General features: G+C 56.6%; 24 protein-coding genes. 12 read left to right on the plus strand and 12 right to left on the minus strand.

All coding sequences use genetic code 11. The features are described from left to right. Positions 1 to 4 precede the first annotated feature (4 nt). The 3 genes from pgaB to pgaD are packed head-to-tail and all read left to right on the plus strand — an operon-like array spanning position 5 to position 3,697. A complete protein-coding gene (pgaB, locus tag SPG90_RS13970) occupies positions 5 to 1,942 on the plus strand; it encodes a poly-beta-1,6-N-acetyl-D-glucosamine N-deacetylase PgaB (protein ID WP_322408198.1) in 1,938 nt (645 codons plus the stop codon). After that, positions 1,935 to 3,263 carry a poly-beta-1,6-N-acetyl-D-glucosamine synthase gene (gene pgaC, locus SPG90_RS13975; protein WP_023309155.1) on the plus strand — a complete coding sequence of 443 codons (1,329 nt, stop codon included), beginning with the start codon at positions 1,935 to 1,937 and terminating at the stop codon, positions 3,261 to 3,263. Before pgaB ends, pgaC begins: the two co-directional genes overlap by 8 nt. Further along, positions 3,263 to 3,697, plus strand: a complete 435-nt coding sequence (gene pgaD / locus SPG90_RS13980; RefSeq protein ID WP_023309156.1) for a poly-beta-1,6-N-acetyl-D-glucosamine biosynthesis protein PgaD — start codon at positions 3,263 to 3,265, stop codon at positions 3,695 to 3,697. Before pgaC ends, pgaD begins: the two co-directional genes overlap by 1 nt. A gap of 176 nt (positions 3,698 to 3,873) precedes the next feature. On the opposite strand, the gene gss is transcribed toward pgaD, so the two are convergent. From gss to SPG90_RS14010, 6 genes are all read right to left on the minus strand, one after another. Beyond that, positions 3,874 to 5,739 (minus strand): bifunctional glutathionylspermidine amidase/synthase, encoded by a 1,866-nt coding sequence (gene gss / locus SPG90_RS13985; protein ID WP_322408199.1) that lies wholly within the window; start codon positions 5,737 to 5,739, stop codon positions 3,874 to 3,876. A 110-nt stretch (positions 5,740 to 5,849) separates the two neighbouring features. Further along, entirely contained in the window at positions 5,850 to 6,827 is a 978-nt protein-coding gene (locus SPG90_RS13990; protein ID WP_126303086.1) for an ABC transporter ATP-binding protein, read from the minus strand. Continuing rightward, on the minus strand, positions 6,824 to 7,801 hold the full coding sequence (locus tag SPG90_RS13995; protein WP_126303087.1) for an ABC transporter ATP-binding protein: 978 nt from the start codon (positions 7,799 to 7,801) through the stop codon (positions 6,824 to 6,826). Before SPG90_RS13995 ends, SPG90_RS13990 begins: the two co-directional genes overlap by 4 nt. Beyond that, positions 7,794 to 8,639, minus strand: coding sequence for an ABC transporter permease (locus tag SPG90_RS14000; RefSeq protein ID WP_126303088.1), 846 nt, complete (start codon positions 8,637 to 8,639; stop codon positions 7,794 to 7,796). The genes SPG90_RS13995 and SPG90_RS14000 overlap by 8 nt, the downstream gene beginning before the upstream one ends. Before the next feature lie 5 nt (positions 8,640 to 8,644). Further along, positions 8,645 to 9,598, minus strand: coding sequence for an ABC transporter permease (locus tag SPG90_RS14005; protein ID WP_023309160.1), 954 nt, complete (start codon positions 9,596 to 9,598; stop codon positions 8,645 to 8,647). Between the two features lie 45 nt (positions 9,599 to 9,643). Further along, positions 9,644 to 11,233, minus strand: coding sequence for an ABC transporter substrate-binding protein (locus SPG90_RS14010; protein ID WP_126303089.1), 1,590 nt, complete (start codon positions 11,231 to 11,233; stop codon positions 9,644 to 9,646). Between the two features lie 245 nt (positions 11,234 to 11,478). On the opposite strand from SPG90_RS14010, the gene yghU reads away from it, so the two are divergent. From yghU to SPG90_RS14030, 4 genes are all read left to right on the plus strand, one after another. Beyond that, positions 11,479 to 12,345 carry a glutathione-dependent disulfide-bond oxidoreductase gene (gene yghU, locus SPG90_RS14015; RefSeq protein WP_045403966.1) on the plus strand — a complete coding sequence of 289 codons (867 nt, stop codon included), beginning with the start codon at positions 11,479 to 11,481 and terminating at the stop codon, positions 12,343 to 12,345. A 160-nt stretch (positions 12,346 to 12,505) separates the two neighbouring features. Next, positions 12,506 to 12,838, plus strand: a complete 333-nt coding sequence (locus SPG90_RS14020) for a YMGG-like glycine zipper-containing protein (RefSeq protein WP_023309163.1) — start codon at positions 12,506 to 12,508, stop codon at positions 12,836 to 12,838. 193 nt (positions 12,839 to 13,031) lie between these two features. Then, positions 13,032 to 13,364 carry a type II toxin-antitoxin system RelE/ParE family toxin gene (locus tag SPG90_RS14025; protein ID WP_033146641.1) on the plus strand — a complete coding sequence of 111 codons (333 nt, stop codon included), beginning with the start codon at positions 13,032 to 13,034 and terminating at the stop codon, positions 13,362 to 13,364. A 12-nt stretch (positions 13,365 to 13,376) separates the two neighbouring features. Further along, positions 13,377 to 13,727 carry a DNA-binding protein gene (locus tag SPG90_RS14030; RefSeq protein WP_045356040.1) on the plus strand — a complete coding sequence of 117 codons (351 nt, stop codon included), beginning with the start codon at positions 13,377 to 13,379 and terminating at the stop codon, positions 13,725 to 13,727. A 98-nt stretch (positions 13,728 to 13,825) separates the two neighbouring features. Here SPG90_RS14030 and SPG90_RS14035 read toward each other — a convergent pair whose 3' ends face one another. Next, positions 13,826 to 14,080 carry a hypothetical protein gene (locus tag SPG90_RS14035; protein WP_023309166.1) on the minus strand — a complete coding sequence of 85 codons (255 nt, stop codon included), beginning with the start codon at positions 14,078 to 14,080 and terminating at the stop codon, positions 13,826 to 13,828. A gap of 127 nt (positions 14,081 to 14,207) precedes the next feature. Beyond that, positions 14,208 to 15,755, minus strand: a complete 1,548-nt coding sequence (locus tag SPG90_RS14040; protein ID WP_248162690.1) for a methyl-accepting chemotaxis protein — start codon at positions 15,753 to 15,755, stop codon at positions 14,208 to 14,210. A gap of 230 nt (positions 15,756 to 15,985) precedes the next feature. Between SPG90_RS14040 and SPG90_RS14045 the strand changes: the two genes are divergently transcribed. Next, on the plus strand, positions 15,986 to 17,026 hold the full coding sequence (locus SPG90_RS14045) for an aldo/keto reductase (protein ID WP_322408200.1): 1,041 nt from the start codon (positions 15,986 to 15,988) through the stop codon (positions 17,024 to 17,026). A 130-nt stretch (positions 17,027 to 17,156) separates the two neighbouring features. Here SPG90_RS14045 and SPG90_RS14050 read toward each other — a convergent pair whose 3' ends face one another. Together SPG90_RS14050 and SPG90_RS14055 are read right to left on the minus strand one after the other, a co-directional pair. Further along, complete coding sequence (locus tag SPG90_RS14050; RefSeq protein WP_023309169.1) at positions 17,157 to 17,645, minus strand: TIGR00645 family protein; 489 nt, start codon at positions 17,643 to 17,645, stop codon at positions 17,157 to 17,159. Between the two features lie 81 nt (positions 17,646 to 17,726). Beyond that, complete coding sequence (locus SPG90_RS14055; protein ID WP_023309170.1) at positions 17,727 to 18,230, minus strand: ESA_00282 family adhesion-associated protein; 504 nt, start codon at positions 18,228 to 18,230, stop codon at positions 17,727 to 17,729. A 103-nt stretch (positions 18,231 to 18,333) separates the two neighbouring features. On the opposite strand from SPG90_RS14055, the gene SPG90_RS14060 reads away from it, so the two are divergent. Both SPG90_RS14060 and SPG90_RS14065 read left to right on the plus strand, forming a co-directional pair. Further along, positions 18,334 to 18,738: a hypothetical protein gene (locus SPG90_RS14060; protein WP_023309171.1), complete on the plus strand. Its 405-nt coding sequence runs from the start codon at positions 18,334 to 18,336 to the stop codon at positions 18,736 to 18,738. Between the two features lies 1 nt (position 18,739). Beyond that, the gene (locus SPG90_RS14065) at positions 18,740 to 19,189 is read left to right on the plus strand and encodes a hypothetical protein (RefSeq protein ID WP_023309172.1); all 450 of its coding nucleotides are present in this window, start codon (positions 18,740 to 18,742) and stop codon (positions 19,187 to 19,189) included. 42 nt (positions 19,190 to 19,231) lie between these two features. On the opposite strand, the gene exbD is transcribed toward SPG90_RS14065, so the two are convergent. Both exbD and exbB read right to left on the minus strand, forming a co-directional pair. Then, a complete protein-coding gene (gene exbD, locus SPG90_RS14070; protein ID WP_023309173.1) occupies positions 19,232 to 19,657 on the minus strand; it encodes a TonB system transport protein ExbD in 426 nt (141 codons plus the stop codon). 4 nt (positions 19,658 to 19,661) lie between these two features. Then, positions 19,662 to 20,393: a tol-pal system-associated acyl-CoA thioesterase gene (exbB, locus tag SPG90_RS14075; protein ID WP_322408201.1), complete on the minus strand. Its 732-nt coding sequence runs from the start codon at positions 20,391 to 20,393 to the stop codon at positions 19,662 to 19,664. A gap of 251 nt (positions 20,394 to 20,644) precedes the next feature. On the opposite strand from exbB, the gene metC reads away from it, so the two are divergent. Further along, complete coding sequence (gene metC, locus SPG90_RS14080) at positions 20,645 to 21,832, plus strand: cystathionine beta-lyase (RefSeq protein WP_047173597.1); 1,188 nt, start codon at positions 20,645 to 20,647, stop codon at positions 21,830 to 21,832. Positions 21,833 to 21,975: 143 nt separating this feature from the next. Further along, on the plus strand, positions 21,976 to 22,635 hold the full coding sequence (gene yghB, locus SPG90_RS14085) for a DedA family general envelope maintenance protein YghB (RefSeq protein WP_029740714.1): 660 nt from the start codon (positions 21,976 to 21,978) through the stop codon (positions 22,633 to 22,635). Positions 22,636 to 22,652: the final 17 nt, after the last annotated feature.

Consider the following 22,652-nt stretch of genomic DNA (forward strand, 5'->3'; position numbering starts at 1 on the left):
GAATATGCTGAACACACGTTTTTCCGTGAGCCTGATACTCCTCGGCTGGCTCTGCCTCAGCGCGAGCGTCTGCGCGCAGGCGATCTCGTTCATTGCGCCCAAAGATCGGCCGCAGCTGGAGGCGAGTAAACCCTGGCCGGAGAACCAGTTTCTGGTCCTGGCCTACCACGACGTTGAAGACGATGCCGCCGATCAGCGCTATCTCTCCGTTCGCACCAGCGCGTTAAACGAGCAGATAAGCTGGCTTCTGCACAACGGCTACCACGCCATCAGCGTGCAGGACATTCTTGACGCGCATGACGGGAAAAAAACGCTGCCGCCAAAAGCCGTTCTGCTCAGTTTTGACGACGGCTACAGCAGCTTTTACACCCGCGTCTGGCCGCTGCTTCAGGCATGGAACATTCCTGCGCTGTGGGCGCCGGTGGGCAGCTGGGTGGATACGCCGGCAAATCAAAAAGTTAACTTCGGCGGCCTGATGACGCCCCGGGATCGCTTCGCGACGTGGGACATGGTGCGCGAGCTCAGCCGGTCCCCGCTGATTGAGATCGGATCGCACACCTGGGCCTCGCATTACGGTATTCCGGCCAACCCGCAGGGCAGCCGCGAGCCGGCCATCGCCAATCGCTTTTATGACAAAGCCACGGGCCGCTATGAAACCGACCAGCAGTTCAGCCAGCGGATCGGCGATGACGTTCGTAAAGTGACTGAAAAAATCACGCAGGTGACGGGCAAAGCGCCGCGCGCCTGGGTCTGGCCCTACGGCGCCGCCAGCGGTACGTCGCTCGCTATCGCCAGACAGCAGGGTTACCGGCTGGCCTTCACCCTTGAGGACGGGCTGGGGAACGTGCAGGATCTGGGCAATATCCCCCGCCTGCTGATCGCCGGGAATCCCTCGCTCAAGGCGTTTGCCAGCACGGTCAGCCAGGTTCAGGAGCGCGATCCCGTGCGCGTCATGCACGTCGATCTCGACTACGTTTACGATCCCGATCCTGCCCAGCAGACCCAAAACATCAACAGGCTGATCCAGCGGGTCTATGACATGAAGATCAGCCATGTTTTCCTGCAGGCGTTTGCCGACCCGCAGGGCGACGGCAGGATCAAGGCGCTCTATTTCCCCAACCGTCGTCTGCCGGTCCGGGCAGATCTTTTTAATTTTGTCTCCTGGCAGCTGCAAACCCGCGCGGGCGTGAAAGTCTTCGCGTGGATGCCGGTGCTCTCGTTCGATCTCGATCCTTCCCTGCCGCGCGTGCAGCGCCGGGATCGTCAAACCGGCAAGCTGCGCGAAGCCACCGAGCCCTATATCCGGCTCTCCCCGTGGGACCCGCAGGTGCGCCAGCAGGTGACGGACATCTATGAAGATCTGGCCCGCTATGCCAGCTTCAACGGGATTTTGTTCCATGACGATGCAGCGCTGACGGACGTGGACGATGCCGGTCAGAACACCACGCGTCAGAAAAGCCAGACGCTTATCGGGTTTACCCACGCCCTGAGCCTGGCGGTGAAGCATATCCGTGGCCCGCAGATAAAAACCGCCCGCAATATGTTCGCCTTACCCATTCTGCAGCCCGAAAGCGAAGCGTGGTTCGCGCAGAATCTTGATGATTTTCTGGCGGAGTATGACTGGACGGTACCGATGGCCATGCCGCTGATGGAGTCCGTCCCGGCAGACGAGAGCGATGCCTGGCTGACGCGTCTGGTTAAAGCGGTCGCCGCACGCCCCGGCGCGCTCGATAAAACGATTTTCGAGCTGCAGGCCAGGGACTGGGACCAGAAACCGCAGCGCGCCGTTGCCGATAGCCAGCTTGCGCAGTGGATGCGCGTGCTCCAGCTAAACGGCGTCAAAAACTACGGTTACTACCCCGACGACTTTCTCAACAACCAACCTGATATCTCGCGCATCAGGCCTGAATTTTCTTCGTACTGGTACCCTGACAATGACTGATCGCATTATCGCATTCTCTATTTTATGTCTGGTATTCGGGTTGCCGTTAGGCGTGGCCGCTCTTTTTACCGGCGAACTGATTCTGGATTTTGTGTTCTTCTGGCCGCTGTTTATGTCGGTGCTCTGGATAACCGGCGGCCTCTATTTCTGGTATCAGCTTGAACGCCACTGGTCGTGGGATAAAGACACGCCCGCCCCGACGCTCGCGGGTGAGCCGCTCATCTCCATTCTTATCCCCTGTTTCAACGAGGGAAGGAATGCCCGGGAGACCATCAGCGCCGCGCTGGATCAGCGGTATGAAAATATAGAAGTTATTGCCATCAACGACGGATCTTCTGACAACACCGCGCAGGTGCTGCAGGAGCTGGCGCAGGAACAGCCGCGCCTGCGGGTGATTAACCTCGCGGAAAACCAGGGGAAAGCGCTGGCGCTCAAGGCCGGGGCAGCGGCGGCCCGGGGCGACCTGCTGGTCTGCATTGACGGCGACGCCCTGCTCGATCGCGATACGGCGGCTTATCTGGTGGCCCCGCTGATTCAGTACCCTCACGTCGGGGCGGTTACCGGTAATCCGCGCATTCGCACGCGCTCCACGCTGATTGGCCGCATTCAGGTGGGCGAGTTCTCTTCCATTATTGGGCTCATCAAGCGGACGCAGCGGATCTATGGCCGGGTCTTTACCGTCTCCGGCGTCATCGCCGCGTTTCGCCGACAGGCGCTGGCAGACGTCGGGTACTGGAGCCCGGACATGATCACCGAAGACATCGACATCAGCTGGAAGCTTCAGCTGCGCCACTGGGATATCTTTTTTGAGCCGCGGGCGCTGTGCTGGATCCTGATGCCGGAGACGCTGAGGGGCCTGTGGAAACAGCGCCTGCGCTGGGCCCAGGGGGGCGCGGAGGTGTTTCTGGTCAACCTGCGCAGGATTGTGCGCTGGGAGCATCACCGCATGTGGCCGCTGTTTCTGGAGTACGCCCTGTCAACGCTGTGGGCCTTCGCATATGCGATGACGGTGCTGCTGTTCCTCCTCAGCCATGTCGCGCCTGTTCCCGCCAGGCTGACCGTGGAGAGCCTTTTTCCACCGGAGTTTACCGGGCTGCTGCTGGGCGTGATGTGCCTGCTGCAGTTCCTGGTCAGCTTGTACATCGAGCGGCGGTACGAACGAAAAGTGGCCAGCTCGCTTTTCTGGGTGATCTGGTTCCCGATGGTGTACTGGATGATTGGCCTGTTCACCACCCTCGTCGCATTTCCAAAAGTCATGCTTAAACGCCAGCGCGCCCGCGCGCGCTGGATCAGTCCGGACCGGGGAAAAGGGAGCATTTAATGAACGAAAATACCTTAATTTTGACCGAGCATCGGCTCTTGCCGCGTCTTTTCGATGCCGCGCTGACGCTGGTGGCATGGGGAGGATTTCTGTTTTTCCTGTATGCCCGGCTGTGGATGCAGCTAACCGATGAGAGCGACCACCGCTGGAGCGTGATTATTGCGTCCTTTAATACGGTGTTGCTCTACCTGCTGTTCGCCGCGCTCAACGGCTGGCTGCTGATTTTGTGGTATCAGTACAACCGCCGCCGCGCCCATGTGAGGCGGCGTCAGCCAGGCTATTTTCACCAGGAAGAGCTGGCCCGCAGCTTTAATGTTTCACCGCAGATCATCTCCGAGATGAGCCAGTACAACCTGCTGACGGTGTATCACGATCAGATTGGCCGCATCATCGATCTGAAGATCAGCGAGCAGCAGGAAGAGGAAGAGCAGTAACGTAAAGCCCCCGCAGGAGACCCTGCGGGCTGAGGGAACCACAGTATTTTGTAGCAAGGAACATAACGTGACCTGAGCCGTATGTTCCCCCTCACCCCAGCCCTCTCCCTCAAGGGAGAGGGGGCCGTCCGTGCAGGCAATATTTTTAGGCAACCCTCAACCCAGCGGAGAGATTTTTATAGCGAGTCCTTCACCACAATCAACGGCTCGATATCGCTCTCTTTCTTCACCACCAGCGAGTCATCGCCGCGCAAACAGGTTCCGCCGTAGTTCCCGCCCACGGTGAAGGTGCAGACCTGTATGTACTTGCCGTCGACCTTCGGCAGGCACCACAGCTGCTGGTAGATATTCTTGCGGTCAACAAACTTGCCGCTGGATTTATCCAGCAGTTCGTCCTGAGCGCTGATGAGATCGATATTGCTGCCGCAGCGTCCGGCAATCGGCTTCACGGCATAGCCGGTCTGCTTCAGCAGATCGTTAACCTCAAAATCGGTGTCGAGCAGGTAACGGTGGTTCGGGAACAGCTGCCACAGTACCGGGAGAATCGCCTTGTTGCCGGGAATAACGGTCCACAGCGGTTCGAAGACCAGCACTTCCGGGCGCAGCAGGACGTCAATCAGGCGCACCTCGCCCTCGGGATGCCCGGTGCGGATCGGCACGGCGGCATATTCGGTTTCGCTGAGCTCGCGGATCTGCTCAATCGCCGTTTCCCACGCCCAGGTTTTCCACACGCAGTTGACGTGGCGGCCTTCGTCGTCGATCAGCTGTCCGGCGGCATCCCAGCTGAGCGCCTCCAGCCCGTGCAGGATTTTGGTCTCGAACCCGGCCTGCATCAGCGAACGCTGAATAAAGAGCGCGTGATAGTCCTCTTCGACATCGTTGTCCTGCATGATGTGGACGAACGGCCGCGCGTGGCTGTGCTTCCATGCCCCGGTCAGCTCTTCCAGCAGCCCTTCCGCCGGGTTATGCCCGTTGCCGCGATAGCCGTTTTTCACCCACTCCTCGAGAATCAGCCCGCCCTCGGTATGGCAGGAGGCGGAGTCAGCGTTGTACTCATAAACCTTAATGCCGCGCTCATCCATGCAGAAATCCATACGACCGGTGATCATATGGTGGCGACGCCACTGCCAGGAGAGGCGCAGGCGCGGCCAGAGGATTTTCGGGATGTCGAAAAGCGCCAGCAGGCTGTCGTCTTTCAGCACCTTGTCCGTCGCGTGCAGGTACATCAGGTGCAGTTCGTTGGTGGCCTTGATCAGCTCCTGCTCGGCGCTTTCGGTAATGGTGAAGTACTGGCAGGGATCTTTGTTGATCACATGGCCGTTGGCGCGGATATACGCCTGCTGTAGCGCGTCATTTTCGTTAAGCCATTTTCCGTCGAACTGACGTTTGTTTTTCAGCCGCGCGCCGCTGATTTTCAGCAGTTCGCCGTCGATTTCCGGCTGGGGAATGCTGTGTTCCGCGTCGTCGGTCTGGATCATCCAGCCGAGGATCTCCGTGTCGTTGAAGGTGTCATGGATGGTGTAACACCCGTTCTCCACGCTCAGACGCAGCTCGCGCGTCCACTGCTGCCCGAGCGGCAGCGGGGAGTGAATGACGTTCTGCTCCGCAATACGCACCCTATCGTCGAGAAGCTGGGTGATCACCGCCACGTGGCCGGTTTCGTGAAATTCGCCGCCCTTTTGCCAGATCAGCAGCGCTCCGGCGCGCGGCGCGCGTTTCGAACCATTGGCAAAGGCCTGAAGGGGCAGAATGTTATCGTTCACCACCTGACGCAAAAAGCGCAGGGAGAAGATTTCCCACGCCATGCCGACGTCGGTAAACACAAAGCCATAGTTGAGAAACAGGAAACGGCGGGCAAACTCAACGCACTGCCACTTGTGGCCCATGTATTCGTTGCCGATATAGCTGCGAAAATCTGCGTCCTGCGGGTAGCTTCGCGGGTCCAGACTGCCGTAATTTGAAGAGTAAATCGCCACGCCACCGGGCGCATAGCCTAACAATGTCCCGAATGGCGCATCACTGCTTAACTTTCCTTTACGCATGTATCCAACCTAAAACAGGCAGGCGGCAATTTTTTATGGGTTGTCGTCGTCTGCACGTTGTAATTAACCTGACAGAGGGGCATTTATCATACACCTGCGCGGCGCATTAACTACATGTTAAACAGCCAGCATGCCGCGAAATGCCCTGGCGCGATCTCCTGCATGGCAGGCTCCTGCGTCTGGCACACCGGCATGGCGTGCGGGCAGCGGCTGCAGAACTTACAGCCCGGCAGCGCGGACGTAGGGCCTGGAACGTCGCCGCCCAGGGTGGCGTCTTCGAGGTTGCGGATGCGCGGATCGGGCTGGGGAACCGCCGCCAGCAGCGCGCGGGTGTATGGATGCGCCGGACGCTGATACAGTTCATTCGCCGGGGCCTCCTCCACCAGTTTACCGAGATACATCACCCCAATGCGGCTGGAGATATGCCGCACCATGGAGAGATCGTGGGCGATGAACAGATAGGTTAGCCCCAGCTCCTGCTGCAGATCCTGCAGAATATTCACCACCTGCGCCTGCACCGAGACGTCCAGCGCCGAGAGCGGCTCATCGCACAGCACAAATTCAGGATGCACGGACAACGCGCGGGCAATACTGATGCGCTGACGCTGTCCGCCGCTGAACTCATGCGGGAATCGTTCAAGGTGTTCGTGCTTGAGCCCCACTTTGTAGAGCAGCGTTTCCGTCCGTTCCCGCTGTTCTTCGCGGCTGTAGCCGTGGATCTGCATCGGTTCGGCCACCAGCTGTCGCACCGTCATACCGGGGTTGAGCGAGGAGTAAGGATCCTGAAAAATCGCCTGCATCCGCTTACGCAGCGGCTTGAGCTCTTTTTCGCGGGCGTGGGCAATCGCCTGCCCGGCGAAGTGGATCTCGCCTGAGGTGATATCGAACAGGCGCAGGATGGCGCGCCCGAGGGTGGATTTTCCGCAGCCGGACTCCCCCACCAGGCCAAACGTCTCGCCGGGCTGGATATCAAAGCTCACGCCGTCAACCGCCTTCACGGCCGCGCCTTTACGCAGCAAACCGCCGTTGAGAGGATAGTGTTTGCGCAGCTCGCGCACGCTCACTAATGGCGCCTGTTGTTCATTCATGCCTGAATCTCCTTGTCGGCCCATAGCCAGCAGGCGGCGCGATGGCCCTCTCCGGCGGCGTAAAATGCAGGCTGTCGTTCACACTGGGGCATGCGCTTCGGACAGCGCTCCGCGAACGGACAGCCCGGCGGCGGGTTAAGCAGGCCGGGCGGCGAACCTTCAATGGGCGATAAACGCTGATTCACCTCATCCGGGCGCGGCAGCGAGGCCAGCAGCCCCTGGGTGTAAGGATGCGCAGGGCGATAAAAAATGTCCTCCACGCTGCCCTCCTCCATCACCAGCCCGCCGTACATCACCACCACGCGGCTGCAGACCTGCGCCACCACGCCGAGATCGTGGGTGATCAGCAAAATCGCGGTCCGGGTCTGCTGTTGCAGACTTTTCAGCAGGCGCAGGATCTGCGCCTGAATGGTGACGTCCAGCGCGGTGGTCGGTTCATCGGCAATAAGAAGCTTCGGGTTGCAGGAGAGCGCAATGGCGATCATTACCCGCTGGCGCATGCCGCCGCTGAACTCGTGAGGATACTGGTCGTATCGCCGTTCCGCCCCGGCAATGCCCACCTTTTCCAGCATGGCGATGGCCGCCGCTTTGGCCGCTTTTTTGGTCAACCCTTTATTGCGCATCAGGATCTCAGCCATCTGCTTGCCGATGGTCAGCACCGGGTTCAGGGCGGTCATCGGATCCTGAAAAATCATCGCGATCTCGTTGCCGCGAATGGCGCGCATCTGCGCGGGCGTTTTCTGCGCCAGATCCTCATTCTGGAAGCGGATGCTGCCGCCGGTTATCCGTCCGTTGCTCCCCAGAAGCTGGATAATTGACTTACAGGTGACGCTTTTCCCGCAGCCCGACTCGCCGACGATGCCGACAAGTTCCCCCGGCTGCACCTGAAAGCTCACGCCGCGCACCGCGTGAACCTCCCCCTCGCGGGTGCGGAACGTGGTTTGCAGGTTCTCAAGCGCTAATAAGTTACTCATCGCGATTCGCTCCCGGCTCAAAGGCGGTACGGAACACATCGCCCAGCACGTTAAAGCTGAACACCGTCAGCAGGATCAGAATGCCGGGGAACATCGCCAGCCACGACGCTTCGCCAATATAAGACTGGGCGTTGTTAAGCATGCTTCCCCACGACGCCGCGGGCGCCTGCACGCCCAGCCCCAGGAAGCTCAGGGTTGACTCCATCAGAATGGCCGAGGCGATATTGAGCGTGGCCGCCACGATAATGGTCGGCAGCACGCCGGGAATGATGTGGCGCACGATGATGCGCAGCGGATGCTCTCCCGACGCGCGGGCATAAAGCACGTACTCGCGCTCTTTCACCGACAGGGTTTCAGCACGCACCAGACGCGACATGTTCATCCACGTCAGCAGGCTGATAATCAGAATGATGTTATCCACGCCCGGCTTGAGGTAAGCATTCACTACCAGCAGCAGGAAGAAGGCCGGAATGGCCATCAGGATATCCACGGCGCGCATCATCAGGTTATCCAGCCAGCCGCCAAAATAGCCGCTCACCGTTCCCACCACCGTGCCGATAAGCGTGGAAAAGAGCATGGCGAGAAAACCGACCATCAGGGAGATCTGGCCGCCATACAGCGCGCGGGTGAAGTAGTCGCGGCCGTATTCGTCGGTGCCAAACCAGTGCGCGGCATCCGGCGGCAACGTGCGCGCGCCGAGCGCCATCCGATCCGGGTCGTACGGACTTAAGCCAGCAAAGAGCGCGGCGACAACGAAAATAAAAAGCACAAACAGGGAGAACTGCGCCGGACGGTTGCGGCGCAGCTGGTGACGAACCTGCTGCCAGCGTCTGCTCATCCGGGTTACCTCAGCGTACGAATGCGGGGATCGGCGAAGCGATAAAGCACGTCGGCGATCAGGTTTCCGACGATCAGCATCATCGACGAGAGCATGATGATCGCCATAATCAGCGGGTAATCCAGCGAGGCGATCGACTGGATCCCGAGCAGCCCCATACCCGGCCAGGAGAAGACGCTTTCCGTCACATAGGCCCCCACAATCAGCTCTCCGAACGACAGGCCGAACAGGGTAATCACCGGCAGCAGCACGTTTTTCAGCACGTGCCGAAACAGAATACTGGAGCGCGTCGCGCCGTAGGCAAGCTGGGTTTGCACGTAGTCGGCCGAGAGCTGCGAGATAGTGTTGGAGCGGATGTAGCGCACGTAGCTGGAGAGGTTGTAGAACGTGAGGGCAATACACGGCAGCACGCCGTGACGCAGCAGATCCAGCCCGTTATCCTCCATGCCGATGGTGCGCATTCCCATGCTGGGGAACCAGTTAAGCTGCACGGAAAAAACGGTGATGAGCAGGATGCCGAACCAGAAAATCGGAACAGAAATGCCGATATAGGCGAATAAATTGAGCAGATGATCCAGCCAGCGGTGCTTAAATGCCCCCGCCAGCAGCCCCAGCGGGATCGCCAGCACGATCGCCATCAGCAGCGACGCGCCCATCAGCCCCAGCGTGGCCGGAATACGTTCGCCGATCATCTCCAGCACCGGGCGATGATAAATCAGCGAATAGCCAAGATCGCCCTGCAGGACGTTTTTCAGCCACAGGACGTACTGCGTGACCAGCGGCTTATCCAGCCCCAGGCTCTGGCGAATACGCTCGATGTCTTCCGGGGCCATACGCGGCGTAATGTACGCCGCCACCGGATCGCCGGGCGCGAGCTTGACCAGCAGAAACGCCACCAGTGAAATAAAAAACAGCATCGGCAGCAGCTGCAGCAGCCGACGCGTGAGGAGTGTGTTCACGACGTGCCCTTTCAAAAGCCCCGACCTGACGGCCGGGGCAATCACTTATTTCTGATAGATTTTTGACAGATCCTGGAACAGATAGACCGGTTTCGGCTCCGCTTCCTCGGTGCCGCCAAAACGCTTGTCCACCGCGACGGTCGCATTGGTGTAGGCGATCGGGTAGTACGTCATGTCGTTCGCCACGGTCTGCTGAATTTGCTTATAGATATCGGCACGTTTTGCGGCGTCGGTTTCCACAGCGCCTTTATCCCACAGGGCATCAAACTGCGGATTTTTGTAGTGCGCGTAGTTATAGGCTTCGTTGCTCATGAACAGCGATTTGTAGCCGTCCGGCTCGGAGCCCATGATGTAGCCGCCCAGGTTCAGCTCCCACGCGGTGTTGTTCATATCGAGGCTGCGCTGGGACATGGCGTTGGAGTCCAGCGGCATCAGCTCCACGTTCACCCCAATGCCCTTCAGCGCCTGCTGAATGTAGAGCGCCATGCTCTCCTGGGTTTTGTTGGTGTTCACATACGCCAGGCGCAGCTTGAGGTTGTCCGGCGCGCCGGACGTCTTCAGCAGGTCTTTGGCTTTTTGCAGATCGAACTTGTACTGCTCGACGTCATCCGTCTTGTAAAGCGTATCTGGCGTCAGGAACGAGGTCGCCGGTTTAGCGTAGTCCAGCGAGGTAAACGCGGTCTGAGTGAGCTCGTCTTTGTTGATGGCATACGCGATGGCCTGGCGCAGCGCTTTGCTCTTCATCACCGGCACGTTCTGGTTGAACGTCATATAGGCCAGACGGCCTTCCGGATAGACCACGAAGTCAAACTTACCGGTATTTTTCAGGCGGTTCACATCCTGCGGGTCAACCATCTTGAGGTTAATTTCCCCGTTTTGCAGCGCAAGGTTGGCGGCGTTGCTGTCTTTGGCGAAACGGTAGGTGACCGAATCAAGCTTCGCTTTGCCGTTCCAGTAATCGTCAAAACGGGTCAGGGCGTAATACTGCCCGGCGCGATACTCTTTGAATTTGAACGGCCCGGAGCCTACCGGCGCATCGTTTTTGCTGCTCTTTTCAAGGTCGCCTTCACCGGCGAACACGTGCTGCGGAATCGGGTAGATCTGTACCAGGGTGCCGGTAAAGGCCGCGCTGACCTGCGGTAGGGTGAACTTAACGGTACGGTCGTCAACCTTACTCACCTCAACAGGCTTGTCGCCGTAGGTGAACATGCTGCGGAAGAAGCTGTGCTGTTTGGCATCCAGCAGCTTGTTGAAGGTGAAGACCACGTCATCCGCCGTCAGCGGCTGGCCGTCCTGCCATTTCAGGTTGGGTTTTAACGTCAGGGTATAGCTCAGGTTGTCGGCGGAAGGCGTCAGGCTTTCCGCCAGGCCCCACTCAATGTTGCCGTTATTAAAGCTGTACAGCGGGGCATAGAGCGCCTGCATGATCGTTAACGTCGTACGGTCACTGGCATAGAGCGGATTAACGGCTAACGGGTCGCCGGAGGTAATTCCAATAATTAGCGAACCGCCCTCTTTTGGCGCGTCGTTTTTTGCCGCTGAGGGCGTATTTGTCTCTTTATTTTTCGCATCATCACAGCCCGCCAGGGCTAACGCGAGCGAAACCACCACTGCCGATAACAGAAGCTTGCGCATCTCACTAACTCCTTGCCTTATAAAGTGTTTATTACTGCATTTTTTATTTATGTTGAAGCATCATATTCAGCTTTATCGGTTTACGCATTAATTATGAAAATGCGATTTTCGATTAAGCTTATGCCGGATTTGATATATATAAGCGCCGGAAGGAATAGCGGTTAATTGATTGCGCTCGCAACGTTAAACGCTTCACAAATCTCCTGCTACACTGCCTCAACACATCACTCAAAAGGCAGGCCAACATGTCAGACAACACGTATCAGCCACCAAAAGTGTGGGAATGGAAAAAGAACGGCGGCGGCGCGTTCGCCAATATTAACCGCCCGATTTCCGGCGCGACCCATGAGAAAGATCTGCCCGTGGGCTCCCACCCGCTGCAGCTTTATTCTCTCGGGACACCGAACGGTCAGAAAGTGACGATCATGCTCGAAGAGCTGCTGGCGCTGGGCGTGACGGGCGCGGAGTATGACGCATGGTTGATCCGCATCGGCGAGGGCGATCAGTTCTCCAGCGGGTTTGTTGAGGTGAACCCGAACTCGAAAATTCCGGCGCTTCGTGACCACTCCACGAACCCGCCAACGCGCGTATTTGAGTCCGGCAATATCCTGCTTTATCTGGCAGAGAAATTCGGCCACTTCCTGCCGAAAGATCCGGCGGGGCGCACCGAGACCCTGAACTGGCTGTTCTGGCTGCAGGGTGCGGCGCCGTTCCTCGGCGGCGGCTTCGGCCACTTCTACAACTACGCGCCGGTAAAAATTGAGTACGCAATTGACCGCTTTACCATGGAAGCCAAACGCCTGTTCGACGTGCTGGATAAACAGCTGGCGCGCGGTCGCTACGTGGCGGGTGAGGAGTACACCATCGCGGATATGGCAATCTGGCCATGGTTCGGCTGCGTGGCGCTGGGCAGCGTGTACAACGCCGCCGAGTTCCTGGATGCAGAGAAGTACACCAACGTCCAGCGCTGGGCGAAAGACGTGGCGAATCGCCATGCCGTTAAGCGCGGACGCATCGTTAACCGCACCAGCGGCGAGCTGAACGAGCAGCTCCACGAGCGCCATGCGGCGAGCGACTTCGAGACCAATACGGAAGATAAGCGTCAGGCGTAACGTTCCGCCGGGCGGAGCCCCGCCCGGCAACGGAGATCCTTGCCCAGGGCATGATTAGCTTAAAGGTTGAGCCGGTATTGCTGGCACTATCTGGACGTTTTTCTCGCGTCTGAGAGTGAGAAATGACGTCTCAACCGACAGCAGTCACAAAGGATCTGTTATGAAACTTATTAAAACAACGCTGGTTATCAGCGCCCTCATTTTTTCCACCTCGGGAATGGCCATCGACAAAACCGCCGCTGGCGCGGTAGCAGGCGCGGCGATTGGCGCGGCTACGGGCAAAGATCTGAAATCGACCGTTGGCGGCGCCGTTGTAGGCGCAGGTACCGGTGCCATGTTCAAAAACGGCGAAAAGGGCAAAGACGCACGTAAGGGCGGCGCGGTAGGAGCTGCCGTAGGCGCAGGTGCCGCAGCGCTTACCGGCAAGAGCGTGCTGAAAGGTGCAGCCGTTGGTGCGGGCACGGGCGCGCTGATTGGTGAAGCGACGCACTGATAAATACAGCCGGGCAGCGCTCTGCGAGCCCGGCCTCGTTGCTATGCAGTAATCCCTCCGCACAAGGTCTCACATTTTTGCGATCCGCTTTCAGAAATCACATCTTCCCCACTGCCACAACCCTGTGAACAGTTGCCTGTCGTAGCCTGAAGATTACAATGCAGTTGCTTATCGTAAACTACAGGCTACAATAATGGCTAAGGTCAAACACTACATCACAGCAGACGGGTACGACCCTTTTGATGCATATCTGAGAAGTGTGAAAGATCCCATAGCTAAAGCCATGATTGCTACACGTGTCGCCAGAATGTCTACGGGTAACTATGGTGATTGCAAGCCATGCAGAGAGAGCGTTTCAGAACTCAGGATTGACCAGGGGCCAGGTTACCGCGTCTATTTCAGCGAAGTCTTCGATCCGGCAGATGGCGCAGTGAGTCTGGTGCTATTGACTGGAACGAAAAAAAAGCAAAATGCAGATATTGACAGGGCCGTTGAGTATCTCAACGACTACAAGCGCAGGATATAAGAGGAAATCGGAATGGCTAAATCAGTACTTCATGATGACGCAATGGTACAGCTCCTGAAAGATTCTCCGGATTTCGCGCCCGTATATCTTCATCAGGCTTTTATTGAAATTGACGAGCCCGGAGGCTATGAGGCGTTCATGCTGGCTTTACGACATGTGATTGAAGCCTCTGGCGGGATGACCGTCATTGCTAAACGTGCAGGCATTTCTCGCGAATCACTCTATAAATCACTTTCACCAAACGGTAACCCTTCATTTAAGCGTATTGCGGAAGTGGCATCCGCAACGGGATATCCGATTTCCCGAATTGCAGCTGCAGGGTTAAACGCACCAGCGTGGGACGCACGTCAAAATACGCCCTAAAGTTCTAGCCGGGCGAAGCATCAATGACGAGCGTCATACCGAAACGCTACTGGAAAAGGCGGTAAGAGACATGCCTGCATGCCGCCTCACCTGTTGCATTAATACTTAATGTCCCGCGCTTTTTGTCTTCCGGACTGTTTCATCTGACGCTTGTCCTGACGGCAGTCGTGATTGCTCTGGTTATTGTTCGCCACGCAGGTCTGCTTCACCTGCCGCGACGCGTCACGGGTTTCCTGCCTGACATCACGCGCCACGCGCCGCTCCTGCGCCTGCTGGGTCGCACTGGCAGAAACCGAGAACAGCATCAGAAGAATGCAAGAAAGGACAGGAATGACAGATAACGATCTGTTCATAGCAACACCTCGAAGAAGAGAGCCCAGAACGTCAGTGGGGTTAGCAAAAGAATAGCAGTTTCAGAAGGGGCTGAATGGGGAAGGCGTTAATAATACAAGGCCGCACAAGGCGGCCTTATACGCTGCGTTATGCCGTCAGGCGGAACTTCTGCACAGAGCGCTGAAGATCTTCGGTTTGGCGCTCCAGCGCCGCCGCCGCGGCAGAAACCTCTTCAACCAGCGAGGCGTTTTGCTGGGTAACGCCGTCCATCTGGGTAATGGCAATCCCGACCTGCGAAATGCCCTTGCTTTGCTCCTCAGAGGCGGAAGCGATTTGCTTCATGATGGTTGTCACTTCCGTCACGTCGCGCAAAATCGCATCCATGGTGGTGCCAGTGTCGCTCACCAGCTGCGCCCCCTGCTCTACGCGGGAAACGGAGTCGGTAATCAGCCCTTCAATCTCTTTTGCCGCGTTGGCGCTGCGGCTTGCCAGATTGCGAACTTCTCCTGCCACTACCGCGAAACCACGCCCCTGTTCACCCGCGCGCGCTGCTTCAACCGCCGCATTGAGCGCCAGAATATTGGTCTGGAAGGCAATGCTGTTGATAACGTTAGTGATTTCAGCGATTTTCTTCGAGCTTTCCGAAATACCGCTCATGGTGGTCACCACCTCTTCCACCAGCGAACCGCCGCGGCTGGCGGTAGTTGAGGCCACATCGGCCAGCTGGCTGGCCTGACGCGCGCTTTCCGCATTTAGTTTCACCGTGGCGGTCAGCTGTTCCATGCTGGCTGCCGTCTCTTCCAGCGCAGCCGCCTGCTCTTCGGTACGGGAAGAGAGATCGTTGTTACCGCTGGAGATTTCCGTCGCGCCGCGCCAGATATTTTCACTGCCGGAGCGGATCGTGCTGACCGCTTCGCGCAGGCTGTCCTGCATAGCGCTCAGCAGCGGCACCAGCTGGCCCACGCAGTTGCGGCCGAACGGCTCAATGGGCTGGCTGAGATCGCCCTGGGCAATCTGGCGGAACTGCTGGCGAATGCGATCCAGCGGTTTGACCAGCATCGCCACCAGGTAACGGTCGGTGAAAAGCAGGATCAGCAGGCCGATAATCGTGGCAACGATAATCACCGTGCGGGTCATGCTTGTCAGGCCGTCCACCACCACGCGGGTGCTGTCGAGCGACTTCGCGGCGGCATTGTTGAACTCCTCAGCGGCCGCACCAAACGCGCGGCTCAGCGGCGGCGTGACGTTGTTGGCCTGCTGGCGATACCCCTCCAGAGCCCCCTGCTTCGCCTGCTGCATTTGCGGCGTTACGCCCTGTTCAAGCAGCGCCTGCCAGGTGCCAATCACCCTGGAAGAGATCTGCTCATCCATCGGGCCTGGGGAGATCGCCTTCATCTCGGCCAGTTTCTTGCCCATGTTATCCAGCGCCTGTTGGGCAGAGGACAGATCCGGCGTGCCGCCTGCGGCTTTGACTTCCATTGCGCGGCTCAGACGGGTCACAAAGCGGAAATATTGATCGTTACCCTGGCTGAGTACCGTCATCTGTTTAACCAGCTGGCGGTCGACTTCATTGCCATCTGATACGCGAGAAAGGGACCAGGTGCTGTACAACCCAACGCCCGCCCACATTAAACAAAAGATCCCGAGAATCGTCAGCATGACGAAACGGATCGTGAAATTACGGAGCATATTCATAAGTCTTCCTTGCCGTGAGGGTGAGTTCGCCCAGAGGCGAGTACTACTCTCGTTATCGGCAGGAAAGAGGGAAATTATAACGTTTTGTGATCATTTTTAATTAGCGTGGCTTCACTGGTCGCACAGCAGTCGTTAATCATTAGTTCCGAGCTTAGGGATGTCATTTGCGATGTGGTAAGTTCAGATGAAAACGTTGTTTCGAAAAATTCATCAATAAGAAAGGAGACATCATGTCCTGGCACCCTTACCCTGGCCGCTATGAGAGTATGCAATATCGTTATTGCGGTAAAAGTGGCCTTCGCCTGCCCGCGCTGTCGCTGGGACTGTGGCATAGTTTCGGCCACGTCCAGCCTCTTGACGCCCAGCGCGCGCTGCTGCGAAAAGCCTTCGACCTCGGCATCACCCATTTCGATCTCGCCAATAACTATGGCCCGCCGCCGGGCAGCGCGGAGGAGAATTTCGGCCACCTGCTGCGTGAGGACTTTGCCGCGTACCGCGACGAGCTGATTATCTCCACCAAGGCGGGTTACGACATGTGGCCGGGGCCGTACGGTTCGGGCGGTTCACGCAAATATCTGCTCGCCAGCCTCGATCAAAGCCTGAAGCGCCTGGGCGTCGAATACGTGGATATTTTCTATTCCCACCGCGTGGATGAAAACACGCCGATGGAAGAGACGGCCTCCGCGCTGGCACAGGCGGTGCAGAGTGGGAAAGCGCTGTATGTGGGCATTTCCTCCTACTCAACCGGGCGCACGCAAAAAATGGCCGAGCTGCTGCGCGAGTGGAAGATCCCCCTGCTGATCCACCAGCCGTCCTATAACCTCCTTAACCGCTGGGTCGATAAGACCGGCCTGCTGGATGCGCTCGAAGCAAACGGTACGGGGTGTATTGCCTTTACCCCGCTGGCGCAGGGGCTGCTGACCGGAAAATACCTGAACGGTATTCCTGAAGGTTCACGCATGCAGCGCGAAGGGAATAAAGCGCGCGGCCTGACGCAGAAGATGCTGACCGACGCCAACCTGAGCAGCCTTCGCCTGCTGAATGAGATGGCGCAGGCGCGCGGACAAACCATGGCGCAGATGGCGCTAAGCTGGCTGCTGAAAGATGCGCGCGTGACGTCCGTGCTGATTGGCGCAAGCCGCCCGGAACAGCTGGAAGAGAATGTTCAGGCGCTGGAAAACCTGCGCTTTACGGAGGACGAACTCAAGCGGATTGACCAGCATGTTGCGGATGGGGAGTTGAATCTGTGGCAGACGTCGTCGGATAAATAGTGCGGTCTGATGCCTTCCCCCCTCACCCTAACCCTAACCCTCTCCCCAAAGGGGAGAGGGAACTGCTCGGTGCGGCTTTTCTCCCTCTCCCCTTTGGGGAGAGGGAGGGGTGAGAGGTATTAGATGTAGTTTACTTCTTACTGATCTTATCCAGATACCCCATCACAAACGCAGACAGCACAAACGTCAGGTGGATAATGACGTACCACATCAGTTTGTTATCCGGCACGTTCTTCGCGTCCATAAACACGCGTAGCAGGTGGATAGAGGAGATCGCCACAATCGACGCGGCCACTTTATTCTTCAGCGACGAAGCATCCATTTTGCCCAGCCAGCTGAGCTTCTCTTTACGCTCGTCGATATCGAGCTGGGAGACAAAATTCTCGTAGCCGGAGAACATCACCATCACCAGCAGCCCGCCCACCAGGGTCATATCCACCAGCGACAGCAGAACCAGAATCAAATCCGCTTCGGCAATAGAAAAAATGTTCGGCAGAACATGCCAGATTTCCTGAAAGAACTTAATCGTCAGCGCGATAAGTGCCAGCGAGAGGCCAAAATAGACGGGGGCCAGTATCCAGCGAGAGGCGTACATGGCATTTTCAAAAAAGCGTTCCATAAAGTCCTGTTTGCAAAAGAAACCAGCGCCCAGTATATCTCAACGGCGCTGGCTGTTTGCAATAACTCAACGGTACGTCACTCAGACGTTGTCTGGGTTAACCTCGGGACGTGCGTACTCCGGCCAGACAAGCGCCACCAGTTCAGGATAGGCTTCCAGACTGAACTCGCGAAAACACTGGCGCAAATTTAATACGTCCAGATCGGAATAAGAGACCTTCTCGCCGTTAAGGCAGCGCTTTTTAATATTGTCATAATATTTATAGACTGCTGAATTCAGATCGCTACAGCGACGCTGCGCCTCAAACAGTCCGGGCGTATCATTAATTTCCGACATTTTCATGCGCTTAATTGTCGCGTGTAAAAAGTCGATATATTCGTGGTTCACCCGCCAGTACCAGACAGGCGTAACGGAGTTCATCAATACAGAGAAATGGTCTTCCCCTTCCTCTTTTGTCATCAGTTCAGGTTGCGGGGGTTCACTGGTGTCTTTCGACACTTTCGTTTTATTGAACTCCTGCATCAATAAAAGCACACCAGCGGTCAGTAATAGTAATGTGATGACCGTAAAAAAGATGCTGTTCATGGGTAGGCTCCATTTTTTTTGATTTTAAATTTGCCTCATGATATTGTCAACGAATCTCACGCCTTTACCAACCCCACCCTGTTGAAAATAAAGGAAATTAAAAATGCTGCCCGACTATCTCGTCCCGGCTAAGTACCACATTACGCCTGTGGAACAGCAACCGACGGAAGCAGAAAAAGAGGCCAGTTTCACTCAGGGGAAAAGAAAGCTCTCTGATTTCGAGCCCGATATATTAATTGGTGTTTCCCGAACTGGCAAATCCCGAAATATGTTGCTGGAAGAGCACGATCGCCATATAAAAGACCGCTTATTTCGCGCCATAAAAATTGAAGCCTTTGTCCACCTGTTGAATGACCTGCAGGCCGAGGGTGAAATAGATGCCCAGAAACTAAGTCAAATAATGGCCGAGAAAACCGAAGAAATTAATGAAGCGGGCAATGAAATTTGGCTTAATTTAATTACGCGCGAAAAAAACAACCCAATTTTTTATAGCCTGGGGGAAGATTAACGTGAAAGAAGTTAAAAACAACGACGTTTATTTGACTTTAGAAGATAAAAAAAGTGATGAATTTATCTTAAAGCAAAATCTCGACGCACTGAGAAACACAAAAAATGACGAGATGACGCGTATTACGCAAGACCTGGTATCGATCCCGGCGACGCTGGTTCGTCTGAAATGGCAGAATCGCCGTGAAATTTATCCGCTACAGGTCAAAGAAGAAATTTACGGTGCCGTGATGAACGCCATTATAGAGCAGCGGCCAGAACTGAAAGAGAAGCTGCTGGGACGTCTTGAGGCCAATTATCAATATCTGCTTGCCAGAGAAATCGCCACCCTGCGTCTGACGCGCAAGCTGTCCGACGGTGAGTACCGTACCTCAAACGTCACCTGCGTTGCGCTTGATGAGGACGCGCTGGCAACCCCCTCTACCGCACCGACGGATAGCAAAAACGCATAAACCGGCAGGCATAAAAAAAGCCGGCTTTCGCCAGCTTCTTTATCACTTCGAGGCCGCTTTCTCTTCGCCGACCAGTCCAATCTTCAGGTAACCCGCCTGATGCAGCGTGTCCATTACCTTCATCATGGTTTCATAATCAACGGTTTTATCCGCACGGAAGAAGACCGTGGTGTCTTTCTTACCGCCCGTAAGCTGCTCCAGCGCCGGGATGACCGAGTCGGCCGTCACCGGGTCATTCCCGAGGAACATGGATTTATCCGCCTTCACCGACAGGTAGATAGGCTTCTCCGGGCGCGGCTGGGGCTGGCTGGAAGAGGCAGGCAGATTAACCTTCACATCCACCGTCGCCAGCGGTGCGGCCACCATGAAGATAATCAGCAGAACCAGCATGACGTCGATAAACGGCGTCACGTTGATTTCATGCATTTCGCCGTTATCGTCCAGATTTTCGTTTAGACGCATCGCCATACTCTTAACCTGCGCGCAGTTTAGACGCCGCGTGCACCGGCTTAACCGAGCTGGCGTTCAGGTCGAGATCGCGGCTTTGCAGCAGCAGAACCTGCGCGGCAACGTCACCCAGCGTGGCTTTGTAGCTGCCAATCATACGCGCGAAGATGTTGTAGATGACCACCGCCGGGATAGCGGCAACCAGACCGATTGCCGTCGCCAACAGCGCTTCTGCGATACCCGGCGCCACGACCGCCAGGTTGGTGGTTTGGGTCTGCGCGATACCGATAAAGCTGTTCATGATGCCCCAGACCGTTCCGAAAAGACCGATAAACGGTGAGATCGCGCCGATGGTCGCCAGATAACCATTGCCGCGTCCCATGTGTCGGCCAACGGCCGCAACGCGACGTTCCAGGCGGAAACCGGTACGTTCTTTGATGCCTTCGTTATCTTCACTGCCAGCGGAGAGTTCCAGCTCGTTATGTGCTTCATTCACTAACAGGGTGGTCAGGCTTTTCGCGTGGAAGGATGAGGTCATATCTGCAGCCTGATCCAGAGAGCGGGCTTCTGCCAGCTGCTGCTGTTCCCGCTTAAGGCGGCGCTTCTGAGAAAGCAGCTCGGCGCTCTTGCTGAAGAAAATAGCCCAGGTGACAACGGACGCCAGAATCAGGCCGATCATCACAATCTTAACCACGATGTCAGCATGCTGATACATGCCCCAAACGGAGAGATCCGTCTGCATCAAATTATTACCCACTCTGTATCTCCAGGACGCAAATCACAAAATCTGAGCGTAATAATATCAAAACGTCGTCGAATTGATAGTAGTTCTCATTAGTATTTGCATGGTGCCGTAATTTTCGCTCACTTTCCTTGCGCTTACGCAGTAAAAATTTCTTATGCGAATTTTTGCTAATATTTTCTGCTTATTCGATAAGCCTCGGGGTGCAGTTTTTTCCAATCGTGGTAGTCTGGACGTCCAGACGTATAAAAACAGGGTTAGCGAACATGACAAAGAAGCATCTTGATACCACGCTGGTACAGGCAGGACGCAGCAAAAAATATACGCAGGGATCGGTCAACAGCGTGATTCAACGAGCCTCCTCGCTGGTGTTTGATACCGTTGAGGAGAAAAAAATTGCCACGCGCAATCGCGCGAAAGGCGGGTTGTTTTATGGCCGTCGCGGCACGCTAACCCATTTTTCGCTGCAGGAGGCGATGTGCGAGCTGGAAGGTGGCGCGGGCTGCGCGCTGTTCCCGTGCGGGGCGGCGGCGGTCGCCAACACCATTCTGGCGTTTGTGGAACAGGGCGACCATATCCTGATGACCAACACCGCCTATGAACCCAGCCAGGACTTCTGTACCAAAATCCTCAGCAAGCTCGGCGTAACGACCGGCTGGTTCGACCCGCTGATTGGCGAAGGCATTGCCGAACTTATTCAGCCAAACACGCGCATTGTGTTCCTGGAATCTCCGGGATCGCTCACCATGGAAGTTCACGACGTGCCGGCTATCGTGAAGGCCGTGCGTAGCAAAGCCCCAGAGGCGATCGTGATGATCGACAACACCTGGGCGGCGGGCGTGCTGTTTAAAGCGCTGGAATTCGACATTGATATCTCGATTCAGGCGGCGACGAAATACCTGATTGGCCACTCTGACGGCATGATTGGCACCGCGGTTTCCAACGCGCGCTGCTGGGATCAGCTGCGTGAAAATGCCTACCTGATGGGCCAGATGGTGGATGCAGATACGGCCTACATGACCAGCCGCGGACTCCGCACGCTGGGCGTTCGCCTGCGTCAGCACCATGAAAGCAGCCTGAAGGTGGCCGAATGGCTGGCGCAGCATCCGCAGGTTGAGCGCGTGAATCATCCCGCGCTACCGGGCAGTAAAGGCCACGAATTCTGGCAGCGTGACTTTACGGGCAGCAGCGGTTTGTTCTCATTCGTGCTGAAAAAACGATTGGATAACGACGAGCTGGCGAGCTATCTGGATAATTTTACCCTCTTCAGCATGGCCTACTCCTGGGGCGGTTTTGAATCCCTGATCCTGCCTAATCAGCCGGAACAGGTTGCGGCTCTGCGTCCCGGCGGTGAAGTGGACTTCAGCGGTACCCTGATTCGACTGCATATCGGTTTAGAAAACGTTGACGATCTGATTGCCGATTTAGCAGCAGGGTTCGAGCGTATCGTGTAGAGTGCTGGCTGAAAATGTACTCTCTGGACGCTTTTGTGGACACGGCAATGAGAAAAGTCTGCATGAGTTGCGCCCGGGATCAAACCCGACGGGCGAATAAGGGAGTACAATAGCGCTATATCTGCTGTTCCACAGGAAAGTCCATGGCTGTTATTCAAGATATTATCGCGGCGCTTTGGCATCACGACTTTGCCGCGCTGGCGGATCCTCACATCGTTGGTATCGTTTACCTCGTGATGTTCGCAACTCTGTTTCTGGAAAATGGATTACTGCCAGCCTCGTTTTTACCCGGTGACAGCCTGCTTTTACTTGCCGGGGCGTTAATCGGGAAAGGCGTCATGGACTTCACGCCAACGATGGTTATTCTCACCTCCGCAGCCAGCCTGGGCTGCTGGCTGAGCTATCTTCAGGGCCGCTGGCTCGGGAATACCCGCGTCGTAAAAGGCTGGCTGGCGCAGTTACCGCATAAATATCATCAGCGTGCGACCTGCATGTTCGATCGCCACGGCCTGCTGGCATTGCTGGCGGGGCGTTTCCTGGCGTTTGTTCGCACCCTTCTGCCGACGATGGCGGGCATTTCCGGTCTGTCGAACCGCCGCTTCCAGTTCTTCAACTGGCTGAGCGCCCTGCTGTGGGTGGGTGTAGTCACCACGCTTGGCTATGCGCTGAATATGATCCCTTTTGTGAAACACCATGAAGATCAGGTGATGACCTTCCTGATGGTGCTGCCGATGTTCCTGCTGGTGGCGGGTCTGGTGGGAACCATCGCGGTGGTGATTAAGAAGAAGTACTGCAGCGCGTAATCCCCTCACCCTGACCC

Source organism: Enterobacter sp. D2 (assembly GCF_034427575.1).
In the GTDB taxonomy this organism is placed as follows: domain Bacteria; phylum Pseudomonadota; class Gammaproteobacteria; order Enterobacterales; family Enterobacteriaceae; genus Enterobacter; species Enterobacter cloacae_M.